Origin of the sequence: Streptomyces bathyalis, from assembly GCF_015910445.1 — a bacterium.
Classification (GTDB): Bacteria; Actinomycetota; Actinomycetes; order Streptomycetales; family Streptomycetaceae; genus Streptomyces; species Streptomyces bathyalis.
The window spans coordinates 801,903-816,825 of record NZ_CP048882.1; the positions used below are offsets into that span (position 1 = coordinate 801,903).

The following is a 14,923-nucleotide window of genomic DNA, read 5'->3' on the forward strand; positions in this document are numbered from 1 at the left end:
ATCAGCGGAGAGAGCGACGCGCTGCGAAGACCTACTGCGGGCGCTGGACTTCCCGCACAGCGCCGCCGGACACCTCGATGTGCCGCGTCGTATGAACGGCGTCCAGCATGCGGCGGTCGTGAGTGACGAGCAGCAGCGTGCCCTCATAGGAGGCCAGCGCCGATTCCAGCTGCTCGATGGCCGCCAGGTCGAGATGGTTCGTCGGCTCGTCCAGCACCAGCAGGTTCACGCCGCGCCCCTGAAGCAGCGCCAGCGCCGCCCGGGTCCGCTCGCCGGGTGAGAGGGTCACCGCGGGGCGCAGCACATGGCGCGCCGAGAGCCCGAACTTCGCGAGCAGCGTGCGTACTTCCTCGGGTTCCGATCCCGCGGCATCGCGGAAGGCGTCCAGCAGGCTCTCCTCCCCGTGGAAGAGGCGGCGTGCCTGGTCGACCTCGCCGACGACGACGCCGGAGCCCGAAGAGGCGCTCCCTGCGGCGAGTTGGGTCCTGCCGAGCAGCGCGGCGAGCAGCGTCGACTTGCCGGCGCCGTTGGGTCCGGTGACGGCGACGCGGTCGCGCCAGTCGATCTGGAGGTCGACGGGTCCCAACACGAAGTCTCCGCGGCGCACTTGGGCGCCCCGGAGGGTGGCGACCACGGATCCGGAGCGCGGTGCGGCGGCAATCTCCATGCGCAGCTGCCACTCCTTGCGCGGCTCCTCCACGGCCTCGGCGTCGAGGCGTTCGATCATCCGGTCCGTCTGCCGTGCCTTGGAGGCCTGTTTCTCCGTCGCCTCGATGCGGGCGTTGCGCAACGTCTTGTCGTTGTCGGGCATCTTCCGGCGGGCGTTGCGCACGCCCTTGTCCATCCAGCCGCGCTGCTGCCGCGCACGGGCCTCCAGTCCGGCACGGGTCCGTGCGAACTCCTCGTACTCCTCGCGTGCGTGCCTGCGTGCGCGTGCGCGCTCCTCCAGGTAGCTGTCGTATCCGCCGCCGTACTGGCGCACGAGCTGCTGGACCAGGTCGAGTTCGAGGACGCTGTCGACGGTCCGGGAGAGGAATTCCCGGTCGTGGCTGACGAGCACCGTGGCGGCGCGCAGGCCGTTGACGAAGGTCTCCAGGATGTCGAGGCCGTCCATGTCGAGGTCGTTCGTGGGCTCGTCGAGCAGGAAGACGTCGTAGCGGCTGAGCAGCAGGGACGCCAGAGAGGTACGGGCGGCCTGACCGCCGGAGAGGGTCGTCATCGGACGGTCGAGGGCCACGTCGAGGCCGAGCCGGGCGGTGACTTCCTCCGCCCTTTCACTCAGGTCGGCAGCTCCGAGGGCCAGCCAGCGTTCCAGTGCGAGGGCGTAGGCGTCCTCGGCTCCGTTGCGGTTCTCCTCAAGGGCGCGCGTGCTCTCGTCCAGCGCCGTCTGGGCCGCTGCCACGCCGGTGCGGCGTTCGAGGAAGGCGCGGACGCTCTCGCCCGCACGCCGCTCCGGTTCCTGCGGAAGGTGTCCCACGGTCGCCGTCGGCGGGTTGAGCGACACCTCCCCCTCCTCGGGCCTGACCAGCCCGGCGAGCATGCGCAGCAGGGTGGACTTGCCGGCACCGTTCACCCCGACGAGGCCCACCACTTCTCCGGGGGCGACGACGAGATCCAGTCCGGAGAAGAGCGAGCGGTCGCCGTGACCGGCCGCGAGTGCCTTGGCGACGAGAGTGGCGGACATGGCCGCCGATGTTACGGGCACTTCCGCCGGCGGTCGCGCGCATTTCGGGGTGCGGCGGAAGCATGGCCCGCCGAGGGAGACGGGCCGCCGCGCCGCGTCACTCCCCGGGATGGGTCTCCAGGTCGAGCGCTGCCGCCCGGACGTCGGGCACGTCGTGACGGCGCATCGACCGCAGCAGGTCACGCCACGGCTCCGCCCAGCCCGACGCCGGGTTGACGGCGGCGGCCAGCGTCACGGCCAGCAGCCCCGCCGCGGTGCCGCCGTCGTCGGCGAGCTCCTGTGCCACGGGCAGCAGCCGCTCCCTGGTCTCCGACGGGCGCTGGACGGGGCGGAGGGAACGGCGCAGCTCCTCCGCCGTCCGCCAGGCCAGCCCGGGGCGGTGGGTGTGCAGACCGGCGATGCCGCGCAGCTGCCGGCCCAGGGTCTCCGCGTCGCTCTCCAGGGTCACCGCCGAGCAGAGCAGCCTCGCCGCGATCGGCACGAACTCCTCGTGCCCGGCGAGGAGTACGCCCGTCCGTCCAGCGGGGCGGCGGGCGACGCCCCGCTTCTTCGCGCACTCGCCGAGGGTCAGCGCGAGGTGTTCGACGCGGCGCCTCGCCGGGCGGTCGCGGTCGGCGCGGGCGTCGGGGGTGTCGGGCGCGGAGTCCGCGGCGATGAGCCCGGACAGCACCTGTTCGAGTGTGCGGCCGGTGCCGGGCAGCGTGATCACCAGCTCGATGAGTCCCTCGGCGGCCTGCCGCCAGGTACCGCGGTTGCCCAGGTCGGTGACGGCCGAGGAGAGAACGGCCGCCGCGTCCGGTGCCCACAGCGCCCAGTCGGCCAGCGAGGAGTAGACGGCTTCGGTCACGCCCCGGTCGTCCGCGTGGCACAGGCCGCTGATCATCCCCGCGTACCGCTCCCGGTGCCGCTCGGGCAGATCGAGGGGGCGGGCACGCAGCAGGGCGTGGCGCAGTACGGGCACTCCCTGCGCCGCGGATTCGACGAGCTCCCAGGCGCGGTCGTCGTCCAGCAGCCGCGGTGCGCACGTGACGCAGGCCGCCTTCACATCCGGGTGCTGGCCCGGCAGCGAGTAGACCTTCAGCAACAGCTCAGCGGCCTCGGCGAGGGGCAGGCATTCCACGGCGAGCCGCACCGCCGCCTTGTGCCCGGCGACCGGCGCCGCTCCGGTCCGGGATTCCTCCGCCCCGCCCTCGGCACCCTTGCCGCCCTGTTCCTCCGCCTGCTGCTTCCGGGACGCCGGAAGCAGCAGGCGGTGCAGCACGTCGGACAACCGCCACGGGTCCGTGTAGCGGAACGCGCGTCCCAGCGCCGGGACGGCGATGCGGGCGCGGCCGTCCCGGACGTGCTCCAGCAGCAGCGACAGCGCCTCGTCGGGGCGGTCGGTCCGGACGGTGGCCGCCAGCGCGGTGTCGGCGAGTTCCGACTCGGCCTCGACGGGGTCGTTCGCCCACAGCCGCAACTCTCTGCCGCCCTCGCCGGGGATCGCGGCAAGCCGCCGCAGCGCTGCCCGCCGGGTGTGCATGTCGCTGGTGTTGTCGTCCGCCTCCTGCGCCAGAAGCTTGGCGGCGGCGCGCAGTTGGCGGGGAAGCCAGCGCGCCGTGCACTTCCCGACGGGGGGCTGCGGACGGCGGCTCTCCTTGCTGAGGAAACGGCCGCAGGGCGGTGTGGCGTCCAGGACGGGGTCGAGCAGATCGGTGCGCCGTGTCGTGATGGTCCGCGAGATGCTGGGGAGGAGGGCCGCGGAGCCGTCCACGGCGAGCACACGCTCGGCTCTCTCCGCCCTCGTCGCCGGCTCGGCCATCCACAGTTCGACGGCGGTACGGGCAGTGGACTCGGTGCCGAACTGAACGGCCTGCCAGAGCAGTTGCTGAAGTTCCGGCATTCCGGCCGCGCGTCTGCCGACGGCCCGCGCGAGCGCGAACGTCAGGCCGTGGTCGTCGTTCTCGGCGCCCGCCTCCAGCCAGTACCGCAGCGCCTCGAAGACGGCGTACTCCCCACCGCGCGGCAGTCTCCGGTCGAGATGACCGAGGTCCGCCTCGTCGGTGTTGCCCGTGAGCCGGACGATCGTGCGCAACGCCCAGCCGGTCAGGCCCTGTTGGGAGCCCGCCACGTGTTCGCGCAGCACGGCACGGGCGAGGCGGCCGAGGGCGGCGCGGCTCTCGTGCGAGGAGCCCGCCGCTCCCACGGCGTCACCGGCCACACGGTCCAGATGCTCGACGGCCTCGTCCTCGAAGAGCCCTGCCGGCAGGTCCGCGAGCGCGCCGAGCGCCGCGGCCCTTACGGACTCGTGCTCGTCGCGCAGCCGGGCCATGTCCGCCACGAGGGCCGTCACGACGGTCTTGTTGCCGCCGTGACGCTGCGCGGTGTTTTCGGCCTGGCGCACCAGCATCGGCCAGGCGAGCGCCCTGTCCTCGGTCGAGGGACGGCGGGTGGCGGCGGTGACCTCCGCGTAGGCCGATTCGTCGGGCAGATGGGCGAGCGCGGCCATGACGGTGGACCAGTGCGCTCCGCGGGCCCGCGCCTGCAGCGACATCCGCCGCGCCTCGTCCTCCCGGAGGTCGTGCGGCAGAGCCCGGAGCACATCCTCGTGGACGGGTGCGTGGGCACGTTCCTCGGCGTCGGTCACCGCTTCGTAGAACTCGGCGCGGCGGCCGGGCGGCAGCGCGTGCAGCAGCTCCGCGAGGCGGGTGGGGTTGCCGCTGAACACCCTTCCCAGATCCTCCAGTTCGGACGGATCGACGTGCACGAGACGCCTCAGCACGGGCGCGGGCAGCCCGGTCTCGCGCAGCCGGTCGATCTGCGCGGGGCGCAGCAGCAGCCGGAGGGCGCGACCGGCGTCGGCCGAGACGAGCCGCACGAGGTGCGGGAGGAACTCCGGATCCAGCAGGCCGCCTTCGCGGTACTGCTCCAGCAGATCCAGCACGCGCCGCGGCCGGTTGTCCGCGGTGCGGGCGACGCCCGCGCCGTACCGCCGCCACCACTGCTCGCGCAGCACGTGCGGCAGATCCTCCAACTGCCGTCCCGCCTCGGCCAGCAGGATGTCCGGGTGGCGGGCGGCGAGCGAGCGCCAGCCGGTGACGGCGTGGAAGAGCGCCGGCAGCAGGCGGGCCGCCGTGTCCGGTCCGCAGGCGGGGAGCAGCCGCGCGGCCTCCTGGTCGCCCCAGCGGCCGCGGACGGCGTCGACCAGCCCGTCGGCGAGCTCCGTGCGGCGGCCCCTGACGATGGTGCGCGCCAGCTGGGCGCGTACGGCGGACGGCGCGTCGTGCAGGGCCACCCACAGCGCGTCGTCGCTGACGCCGGCGGAGGGCGCGGCTGCCGCGCGCTGGGCGTGACCGCGAATGAAGGGGTCGGGGTGTGCCAGCCGTGCGGAGAGGTAGTCGGTGTCCTGGGCCGCGCACGCGGCGATGACGGCGATCCGCTGCCCGTACGTGCCGTACTCCTCGAGCCCGTGCAGAAGACCGGTCAGCTCCTCGCGGTCGGCGGCCCGTGCATGGGCGGCGACCTGCCGGGTGCGCTGCGGATATGCGAGCGGCTCGAGTCCGTCGAGAAATTCGGTGGCGGCTGCACGGGACATGGCCGGGATTCTGCCCGCTGTCTGTGCGCTGCGTAAGAGTTCTTCGCAGGGATGTGCAGGACGTGAGTGTTTTGCGGCCGATACGTGTGCACGGGAGCGCCCGCGGGAGCGCGCTTCCCGTCGAACGGTGCCCACGCGGCGCAGCGGGATAACGTCGCGGCATGGATGAAGTGATCGTCGTGGGCGGCGGGGTGAGCGGACTGACGACGGCCGTGCTCCTCGCCGAGCGCGGCATGAACGTGCGGGTGTGGAGCCGTGACCGGGACGCCGACACCGCGTCGGGCATCTCCGGCGGCCTGTGCTGGCCGTACCGCATCGAGCCCAGGGAGAAGGCGCTTGAGTGGGCGGTGCGTTCCTTCCGGAAGTTCGCGTGGCTCGCCGAACAGCCGTCGCTCACGGGGGTGCGGCTGATGCGGGGGACCCTGGAGGGCGGTGCCTCCTCCTCGGTGCCCCCGGAGTGGATCTCACTCATCGGGTCACCGCCCCGCACGCCTCTTGTCGACATGCAGACCTATCTCCCTTATCTGCGGGGGCGGTTGACGGCCGCCGGCGGCCGCTGCGAGCAGCGCTCGCTCGCCTCCCTGGCCGAGGCGTCGGCCGAGGCGCCGGTGGTGGTCGACTGCAGCGGACTCGGCGCGCGCGAACTGGCCGGGGACACCGGCATGCGGCCCGTGCGGGGCCAGATCGTCGTCGTGGAGAACCCGGGCATCGAGGAGTGGTTCCTCTCGTCCGAGGCGGGGACGAGTGACACCACGTACATGTTTCCGCAGCCCTACGGTCTGCTGCTGGGCGGCACGGCCGATGAGGACGCGGAGGAGACCACGCCCGACCCGGCCACCACGCGGGCCATCGTGGAGCGGTGCGCCCGCGTCCACCCCGAGATCGCGCGGGCGCGGATCCTCGAGGTCCGCGTGGGCCTGCGCCCGTACCGCCCTCGCGTGCGGCTGGAGACGGAGACGCTGCCTGACGGCGCGCTGTGCGTGCACAACTACGGCCACGGCGGCGGCGGTGTCACGGTCTCGTGGGGCTGCGCCCTGGAGGCGGTGCGGCTGCTCGGGGCCGCCGGCCACAGGACCGGGAGCGGCTGAGCAGCAACGGCTGATGCCAACCGCATGGCATTCATGTGTAGATGCGTACGAAACAGATACGGCGTTCGAGCGGAGTACATACCCTGCGACTGTTCACATCGCGCATCTCTGCGCTGTCGCAAGGGAGTTGGAGGACTCGTGCGTCAAAGACTCATCGTTACGGGCGCGGTGGCTGCCGTTCTCGCGTTGACGGTCCCGGCCTCGGCGGCGGACGGACCCTCACCCGGCGCGCCCGGCGCGGGAGACTCCTACTACCCGGACTACGGCAATGGCGGCTACGACGTCTCGCACTACGACCTGCGGCTGAAGTACCAGCCCAAGACGGACGAACTGAGCGGGACGACGACGGTCCTCGCCAGGGCCGAGCAGGATCTCAGCCGGTTCAACCTGGACTTCGCGCTCGACGTGAAGGAGGTGCACGTCAACGGACGCAAGGCGAAGGTGAGCGCCACCGGTTCCCACGAACTGGAAATCACGCCCGCCGAACCGCTGAAGAAGGGTGAGCGCTTCAGCGTCGTCGTCCGCTACTCGGGCGTCCCCTCCGAGGTCGAGGTCGGCGGCTACACCTCGTGGCAGCGCACCCCCGACGGAGGGGTCGCGGCCAACGAGCCGGAGTCGGCGTGGTGGTGGTACCCGAGCAACGACCACCCCAGCGACAAGGCGACCTTCGACATCAGCATCGCGGTCCCCAAGGGCTACAAGAGCCTCAGCAACGGCGACCTGGTCTCCGAGGAGCCGGCCGGAGGCGGCTGGACCCGCTCCAACTGGCGTTCCGGCCAGCCGCAGGCCACGTATCTGGCGACCATGGCCGTGGGCAAGTTCGACGTCACGAAGAGCAAGACGGAGAGCGGCATACCCGTCGTCAACGCCTACAGCGAGAGCCTCGGCGACGAGGACGGTTCGGCACGCGCCAGCATCGAGCGCACCGCCGAGATCACCGACTGGCTGGAGACCGTCTTCGGCAAGTACCCGTTCAGCTCGGTCGGCGGCTATGTGCCCGCCACCGGCGCAGGCTTCGCCCTCGAGACCCAGACGCGGCCGTTCTACGGCAACGCGCGCTTCAAGAAGGGCACCGACGTCTCCGTCGTCGTGCACGAGCTTGCGCACCAGTGGTACGGGGACAGCGTCTCGGTTCGCAAGTGGCGTGACATCTGGCTCAACGAGGGCTTCGCCTCGTACGCGTCATGGCTGTGGTCGGAGAAGGAGGGCGAGGGCACGGCACAGGAGATCGCCTCCGAGGTCTACGAGTCGTATCCCGCCAACGACCCGTTCTGGAAGGTCAGCCCCGGCGACCCGGGAGCGGAGAACCAGTTCCACGGCGCCGTCTACGACCGTGGCGCCATGGCGCTCCAGGCGCTGCGCAACAAGATCGGCGACAAGGACTTCTTCAAGATCCTCGAAGGCTGGCAGACCGAGCGCAAGGGCGGCAACGCGCGCGTCGAGGACTTCATCGAGTACTCGGAGAAGGTCTCCGGCAAGTCCCTCTCGTCGCTGTTCGACACCTGGCTGTACAAGACCTCCAAGCCCAAGAAGCCGGCACTCGGCGGCGAGGTGAACGCCACGAACGGCAAGCAGGACCGGCCGAAGTCGTGGGACGAGATCCAGGCCGTGCACGGCGCGCACCGCCACTGAACCACCGCACGCCGCACCAGCACCCACGCCCCGCACAGCACATGGCCCGGCCCCGAAGCGCTGTCCGCTTTCCGGGGCCGGGCCGTGTGCCCGCCGCATGCGGCCGGGTCAGGCGTTCCCCATCGGCACGGGCTTGATGAGCGCGAAGACCGCCCCCTGCGGATCCTGAACGACCGCCATCCGGCCCGCCATCATGTCGAACGGCGGAACGAGCACCGAGCCGCCCGCCCGGGTCAGGGCATCGACCGTGCTGTCGGTGTCGTCGATCGCGAAGTAAGTGATCCAGTGCGAGGGCGTCCCGGGCGGTGAGTTCTCCAGGCCCTGCATGCCGCCGATCGTCCGGCCCCCGACGTTGAGCGCGTGGTAGCCGGGCGCTCCCTCCATCGGCGCGGTCTCGATGCCGAGGTTGCGGTAGAAGGACTTGGCGGCGTCCAGCCCGGAGGTGTTGAGCTCGCTCCAGATCACGGCGCCGTGCTCGTTGACCGTCCTCGCGCCGATGAAGTCCTTCGCCTGCCACAGGCCGAACACCGCACCCGTCGGGTCCTTGGCGACCGCCATGCGCCCGAGGTCCATCACGTCCATGGCCGGCACCATCAGCGCCCCGCCGTTGTCAGTGATGCGCTCCGTTGCGGCGTCCGTGTCCTCCGTCGCCAGGTACATGGTCCACGCGGGCGGTGGCGGCGGCTGGTCGTCGGGGGCCGTCGCGGCCATGATGCCCGCGACGGGCCTGCCGTGCTGGGTGCAGACCGAGTATCCGCCGGTGTCCGGCGGCCCGACCTCACCCTGCCAGCCGAAGAGATCCTTGTAGAAGTCGAGGGCCGCCTGCTGGTCGGGGACCATCAAATCGACCCAGCACGGGACGCCGGGTTCGTACCTCTCAGTTACCTCGGGCATGACAGCTCCTTGTCGGGACTCGATGGCGGTCACTGTGCCGAGACAGCCCTGTCCGGCCCCCTCCGCCACGCCGCCCCGGGGCCCGGCGGGCACCGAATTCACCCGCATCCCCGCAACCGCCCGACGCCGCCGGCGTCAGGTGCGCGCGGCCTCCCGGTGCGCCTTACGGGCCGCGTACGCCGGCGGCAGGAACCGCAGCCGTTCCGGCAGTCTCGGCACCACGGCCCCCACCACCCGCCCGAGTCGCACCAGCCGCCGCTCCTGCCGCGCCGACCACGGCAGGCCGATGGCCTCGCGGGCCTCCGGCGGCATGAAGCCGATGGTCACGAAGCGCTGGAAACGGGCGAACGCGGGCCGCACGATGGGCCACAGCGGCGTCAGCAGCAGGCGCAGCGGGCGCGGACCGCGGTCGGGCGGTGGCACCCTGCGGCCGAGGGAGATCAGCTCCTCCACGACGGGGGTCCTCTCGACCTCCTCGGAGAGCCTTTGCCGGAAGTACGGCCAGAACTCCTCGACGGTCTGCGGCATGTCCCGGTCCCGGATGCCGAGGATCCGCCCCACCTGAAGCCACTCCGCGTACAACTGCCGCTCCTCCTCCGGCGTGTACGGGCGGGGGCCGAGGTAGCGCCGTGAGTGCTGGAAGACGGGGAAGCCGGTCGCGTGCACCCACGCGTAGTTGGCCGGGGTCAGGGCGTGGTACTCGCGTCCGTGCGCGTCGACCCCCTGGATCCCACGGTGCAGGCGCCGCAGGCGGCGGCCCTCCTCGACGGCCTCCTCGTCGCCGTAGACCCACAGCTGCACGCTCTCGACGGAACGCTCGGCCCGGCCCCACGGGTCGGTGCGGAAGACCGAGTACTCGTCGACGCCGGCGCTGACGGCGGGGTGCGCGACCTGCATGGTCAGGGCCGCCGGCAGCGTCAGCAGCACCCGCACCTCGCCCGCGAGGTCCCACAGCATGCCGTCCGCAGGGGGCGGCAGGGGCTCGTCGCGGGCGGTGCGGCCGCCCTCGGAGCCCGTGCTGCCGCCCCGGTCGCTGCTCGTGCTGCTCATCTTGTTCATGATGCTCCCAGCGGATTACGAATGCCCGTACGTCTGCGGGGCGGCCATTGCGTTCCTTCCAGGCACTGCGCCACCGTCTGGCCGATTTGGCCACGGAATTGGAGTGCGCCCGGCTTTCTGAGGGCTCCCCTTCGGTCCGCAGGCCCGAGGGGGAACCAGGAACCGGGCAGCAGTGCGATGCGGAACCTTCCGAACTCTTCCCACGGGAGGCATCCATGGCCAGACTGAGGAGGCAACCGGCCGAGCACACCGCCCCGGTAGGAACGCAGTTGACGGGCGGTTACGGCCACGACCGAACAGGACATGGAACGGCATTTGCGCGCACTGGCCCCTTTCACGGTCCACTGCGCCGGGAATGAGATCCAACGGGACGCAATCGGCAGGATTTACCGCCCTCGAGGCCGGTCCTGCGCCCGGAAGATCTGAACGGGCGGACGTATGTGAGCGATTGATCGGATGTTTTCGGCCTGCGGCTATGAATGATCGCTGCCTCCCCTATATTGGTGCGGCGCTGACCGGACCGTCGTGGCTCACTTCTCCTCCCTGCCCGGACCTGTCCCCACAAGGACCCTGATTGATGACCCCCGAGACCTCTCCACCCAAGAAGCGCTCCGCCCACGGCGCAGCGGCACCTGGATCCGGGCAGCCGCCGAAGAAGCCGAGAGCGGGGACGGGCACCGCGCTCGCTCTGCTCATAGCCGTGCTCGTCACCGGTCCTGCATGCCTGCTCGCCGTCTACGCGGCGCCCCAGTCCGTGCGCCCCGGCATCGCCTGGGGCAGCGGCGCGGCAGCACTCGCGCTGAGTATCGCGGTCGCCGTCGCCACACGCAGCATCCTCGTCTCGCGCGGGCTGCGCGCAGTCGTCGCGCACCAGAACTCCGAGGCCGAGGCCGAGCGGGCGGTCGCCGCCCACTTCGCGGACGTCGTCGTCCCGATCCTGGTGGAGCGGCTCCGCTCCGGCGCCTCCGCGCAGACCGCCCTCGCCGCCGTGCCGACGGTCGCCAACCCCACTCACCAGCGCGTCCTGCACTCCCTCGCCAACGAGGTGCACCGCGGTGAGGGCATGCGGGCCGCAGCGATGGCCGCGTGCGCCAACGCGGCGGGCCGCGTACAGGCGCTGGCCACGAGCATGGCGGCGGACCTGCGGGAGATGGAGCACAAGTACTCCGACGAGGACGTCCTGGGCGACCTGCTGCACCTGGACCACCGCACGGCGCAGACGGGACGCCTCGCGGACTCCATCGCCGTGCTGACCGGCGCCCGCACCGGGAGGCGCTGGGCCAAGCCCATCGTCATGGAGAGCATCCTGCGCGGCGCGATGGGACGCATCAGCGGCTACCAGCGCATACGCCTGCACTCCTCGTGCGATCTGGCCGTGGCCGGCCACGCTGCCGAGGGCGTGATGCACGCGCTGGCCGAACTCATGGACAACGCCGCCAACTTCTCGCCGCCGACCTCCGAGGTGCACGTCTACGTGGAGGAGGCCTCGGCAGGAGTCATCATCACCGTCGAGGACGGCGGCCTCGTCATGGGTGACGTCGCCCTGGAACGCGCCCAGCAGGCCGTCTCCTCGGAGTCGCTGGACCTGACCAACCTCTCCGGCACGCGTCTCGGCCTCGCCGTCGTGGGCCGGCTGGCCCACAAGCACAAGCTCTCCGTCTCCTTCCGCCCGTCGGCGCACGGGGGCACCGGCGTGCTGCTGATGATCCCTCAGACGCTGATCACCCAGGCGAAGCGGGAGCCCGAGACGCCGCCCGCACGGACCCGCGAGTCCGGTGCGGGCGCGGGGCCGCGTTCCTCGCCCGCGGCCGTCCCTTCGTCCGGGCCGCGTCCGTCCGAGCCGGTCCCACCGTCCGGCGGCGAGACGTCGCTGCCCGGCCGGGAGGCTGCGGGCACGAGCGGACTGCCGCGGCGCAGGCGCCCCGAGACCACGCCCGTGAGCGAGGGGACGGAACAGACCGAGCCGGCCCTGGACTTCTCGTCCGGGAACTCCGCCGAACCGTCCCCGGAGCACACCTCCCTGACCGAGACCGGCCCCAGCGGCCTGCCCAAGCGGCGCCGCGGACAGACGCTCGCCGCGTCACACCGGCGCGGCGCGTCGTCCGAACCGGGGAACGCGGCCCAGCCGGCCAGATCGTCGGAGCAGTCGGGGTCACGCTTCGGTGACTTCCGCCGCGCTGTGCAGGGCGGTTCGACCGCCCGGGAGAAGAAACCCGACGACGACGCTTCTTCCGTGTCCCCCTCCACCTCCTCTTCACGTCCGGAGGACAACACCGAATGATCACCGACGGCAAGCTCGACTGGCTGCTGGAGAGTCTGCTTCGGCGGACCCCGGGGGCACGGCACGCCCTCGTGCTCTCCCGCGACGGACTCAAGTTGTGCAGTTCCTCCGAACTCGACATGGACCAGGCCGACCAGCTGGCCGCCATCTCCGCAGGGATCCAGAGCCTCTCCCACGGCGCGTCGGTGGAGTTCGGCAACGGCACCGGAGGCGTGCGGCAGGCGATGGCCGAGTTCTACGGCGGCATCCTCTTCGTGGTGGAGGCGGGCTCCGGAGCCCACCTGGCTGTCGTGGCGACGGAGGACTCGGACGTGGGCCTCATAGGCCACAACATGAACGAACTCGTCGAGCAGCTCAGCGAGTACCTCACCACGCCGCCCAGGCAGCAGGACGAGACCAGAGACCCCGCATGAAACGGCCGGGCCGGGACGACGACCCGGACCGGCTGTACACCGTCACGGGTGGGCGCAGCCGGTCCGGCACCGACGCCTTCGACCTGGTGACGCTGGTGGTCAGTGAGTGCGAGCCGACCCCCGGGATGCAGTCGGAGCACGCCTCCATCCTGCGGATCTGCCGCTCGCCGACGGCGGTGGTCGAGATCGCAGCGGATCTCGGGCTGCCCGTGAGCATCGTCCGGATCCTCCTCGGCGACCTGCACGCCACAAACCGGATCACCGCCCGCCATCCGCGTACGGCCGCAGCCGCGGATCAACTCCCCGATCCAGAAATCCTGAAGCAGGTGCTCGTTGGACTCCGCAACCTCTGATCTGACCGGAACCCGCCCGCCACTGCGCAGCACCGCCGACAACGGCCTCAAGATCGTCATTGTCGGCGGTTTCGGTGTCGGCAAGACGACGATGGTGCGCTCCGTCAGCGACATCCGTCCGCTCAACACCGAGGAGACGATGACGCGGGCGGGAGAAGGCGTCGACGACGCGGACGGCGTTCCCAGCAAGACGACGACCACGATCGCCTTCGACTTCGGGCGCATCAGCCTCAACGACCGTACGGTGCTGTACCTGTTCGGCGCGCCGGGCCAGGAGCGCTTCTGGTTCCTGTGGGACCGGCTCTTCACCGGCACGCTCGGCGCGGTGGTGCTCGTGGACACGCGCCGGCTCGTCGACTCCTGGTACGCGATCGACCGCCTCGAAGCGCACGGCATGCCCTTCATCGTCGCCCGCAACGACTTCGGCGGCCCCGAGTACTCCGCCGAGGACGTGCGCGAGGCGCTCGATCTGCCCGACAACATCCCGCTCATCGAGTGCGATGCCCGTTCCCGTGAGTCCAGCAAGGAAGTGCTGATCACCCTCGTCAATCACCTGTACACCCTGTCCTCCTCCGCCCGGGAGAGCGCTCAGTGACCACGCCAGACCCGCAGTCCGCCTCCGACGAGTCCCGGGCGTCCGGTGACTCTGCCGACGGGCGGGCCGCGCCGTCGTCCGGATGCCCCGCGCACCCTGACGCCGTCCCCATGTTCGGGACCCGCTTCATCAGCGAGGACCGGGGGAAGCTCTACCGCGAGATGCGCGAGCAGCACGGTCCGATCGCTCCCGTGACCCTCGTCGGCGACGTACCGGCCTGGCTGGTGCTCGGCTACCGCGAGCTGCACCAGATCACCGGCAACCCCGGTCTGTTCACCCGTGATTCGTCGGTGTGGAACATGTGGGACCAGATACCGCCGGACTGGCCGCTGATGCCGATGGTGGGCCGCCAGCCGTCGATCCTCTACGAGGTGGGCGACCGCCACGAGCGCCGCTCGACGCTGGTGAGCGACGCGCTGCGCGACGTCGACCCGTTCGAGCTGCGCACCCACTCCGAGCAGCACGCCGACGAGCTCATCGACGCCTTCTGCGGAAGCGCCCGGGCCGACCTCGTCGACGAGTACGCCATGCAGCTCCCCGCCCTGGTGCTGGCGCGGATCTTCGGCTTCACCGGCGAGGACGGCGCCGCGCTCGTCCCGAGCATCAACGCGGTCGTCGACGGCTCCGACGGGGCGATCGAGGGCCGACAGTATCTCCAGCGGGCCATGGGAACGCTGCTGCGCTCCCGCGCCATCGCGCCCGCCGGCGACGTCGCCACGCGGATGCAGACGCATCCCAACTCGGGCGAGTTCTCCTCGGAGGAGATCCTCGAGGACATGATGGTCGACCTGATCGCGGGCCATCAGCCGACCGCCGACTGGATCAGCAACTCGCTGCGGCTGATGCTCACCGACGACCGGTTCGCCGCCTCCCTCGGCGGAGGACGTGCCAGCGTCGGCGAGGCGATGAACGAGGTGCTGTGGGAGGAGACGCCCACGCAGAACATCGCCGGACGCTGGACGACGCGCGACACCCAGCTCGGCGGCAGGCGCATCCAGGGCGGTGACCTGCTCGTCCTCAGCTTCGCCGCCGCCAACGCCGACCCGCACATCCGCCCGGACCAGCACTCCTTCACCGGCGGCAACAGCGCCTTCTTCTCCTTCGGGCACGGCTCCCACCGCTGCCCGTACCCGGCGCAGGAGATCGCCGAGGGCATCGCGCGTACGGGCATCGAGGTGCTGCTGGACCGGCTCCCGGACGTCGATCTGGCCGTGGACGAGGAGGAGTTGGCGTGGCGGCCCTCCCCTTTCCTGCGCGGTCTTGAGTCGCTGCCCGTCACCTTCACGCCCACCTCCGCCGTCGGCGGGCGGTGACGCTGCCGGCCCGTCGACGGGGAGCGGCGCGAGGCGG

General features: G+C 71.5%; 12 protein-coding genes. 8 read left to right on the top strand and 4 right to left on the bottom strand.

All coding sequences use genetic code 11. The annotated features are described in order from the left end of the window. Positions 1–31: 31 nt before the first annotated feature. Entirely contained in the window at positions 32–1,684 is a 1,653-nt protein-coding gene (locus tag G4Z16_RS03595; protein ID WP_197349139.1) for an ABC-F family ATP-binding cassette domain-containing protein, read from the bottom strand. Positions 1,685–1,781: 97 nt separating this feature from the next. Beyond that, positions 1,782–5,258: an ATP-binding protein gene (locus G4Z16_RS03600; RefSeq protein ID WP_197349140.1), complete on the bottom strand. Its 3,477-nt coding sequence runs from the start codon at positions 5,256–5,258 to the stop codon at positions 1,782–1,784. A gap of 161 nt (positions 5,259–5,419) precedes the next feature. Between G4Z16_RS03600 and G4Z16_RS03605 the strand changes: the two genes are divergently transcribed. After that, positions 5,420–6,346 (top strand): FAD-dependent oxidoreductase, encoded by a 927-nt coding sequence (locus tag G4Z16_RS03605; RefSeq protein ID WP_197349141.1) that lies wholly within the window; start codon positions 5,420–5,422, stop codon positions 6,344–6,346. Between the two features lie 138 nt (positions 6,347–6,484). Beyond that, entirely contained in the window at positions 6,485–7,978 is a 1,494-nt protein-coding gene (locus G4Z16_RS03610; RefSeq protein WP_197349142.1) for a M1 family metallopeptidase, read from the top strand. 108 nt (positions 7,979–8,086) lie between these two features. On the opposite strand, the gene G4Z16_RS03615 is transcribed toward G4Z16_RS03610, so the two are convergent. Then, positions 8,087–8,872, bottom strand: coding sequence for a VOC family protein (locus tag G4Z16_RS03615; RefSeq protein ID WP_197349143.1), 786 nt, complete (start codon positions 8,870–8,872; stop codon positions 8,087–8,089). 135 nt (positions 8,873–9,007) lie between these two features. Next, entirely contained in the window at positions 9,008–9,922 is a 915-nt protein-coding gene (locus tag G4Z16_RS03620) for an oxygenase MpaB family protein (RefSeq protein WP_197349144.1), read from the bottom strand. A 56-nt stretch (positions 9,923–9,978) separates the two neighbouring features. On the opposite strand from G4Z16_RS03620, the gene G4Z16_RS03625 reads away from it, so the two are divergent. From G4Z16_RS03625 to G4Z16_RS03650, 6 genes are all read left to right on the top strand, one after another. Further along, positions 9,979–10,290, top strand: coding sequence for a hypothetical protein (locus G4Z16_RS03625; protein ID WP_246530663.1), 312 nt, complete (start codon positions 9,979–9,981; stop codon positions 10,288–10,290). Positions 10,291–10,508: 218 nt separating this feature from the next. Further along, complete coding sequence (locus tag G4Z16_RS03630; RefSeq protein WP_197349145.1) at positions 10,509–12,212, top strand: sensor histidine kinase; 1,704 nt, start codon at positions 10,509–10,511, stop codon at positions 12,210–12,212. Further along, positions 12,209–12,625, top strand: coding sequence for a roadblock/LC7 domain-containing protein (locus G4Z16_RS03635; protein WP_197349146.1), 417 nt, complete (start codon positions 12,209–12,211; stop codon positions 12,623–12,625). The genes G4Z16_RS03630 and G4Z16_RS03635 overlap by 4 nt, the downstream gene beginning before the upstream one ends. Beyond that, positions 12,622–12,978, top strand: a complete 357-nt coding sequence (locus G4Z16_RS03640; protein ID WP_197349147.1) for a DUF742 domain-containing protein — start codon at positions 12,622–12,624, stop codon at positions 12,976–12,978. The genes G4Z16_RS03635 and G4Z16_RS03640 overlap by 4 nt, the downstream gene beginning before the upstream one ends. After that, positions 12,959–13,573 (top strand): GTP-binding protein, encoded by a 615-nt coding sequence (locus tag G4Z16_RS03645; protein ID WP_197349148.1) that lies wholly within the window; start codon positions 12,959–12,961, stop codon positions 13,571–13,573. Before G4Z16_RS03640 ends, G4Z16_RS03645 begins: the two co-directional genes overlap by 20 nt. After that, positions 13,570–14,886 carry a cytochrome P450 gene (locus G4Z16_RS03650; RefSeq protein ID WP_425508044.1) on the top strand — a complete coding sequence of 439 codons (1,317 nt, stop codon included), beginning with the start codon at positions 13,570–13,572 and terminating at the stop codon, positions 14,884–14,886. The genes G4Z16_RS03645 and G4Z16_RS03650 overlap by 4 nt, the downstream gene beginning before the upstream one ends. The last annotated feature ends 37 nt before the right edge of the window (positions 14,887–14,923 follow it).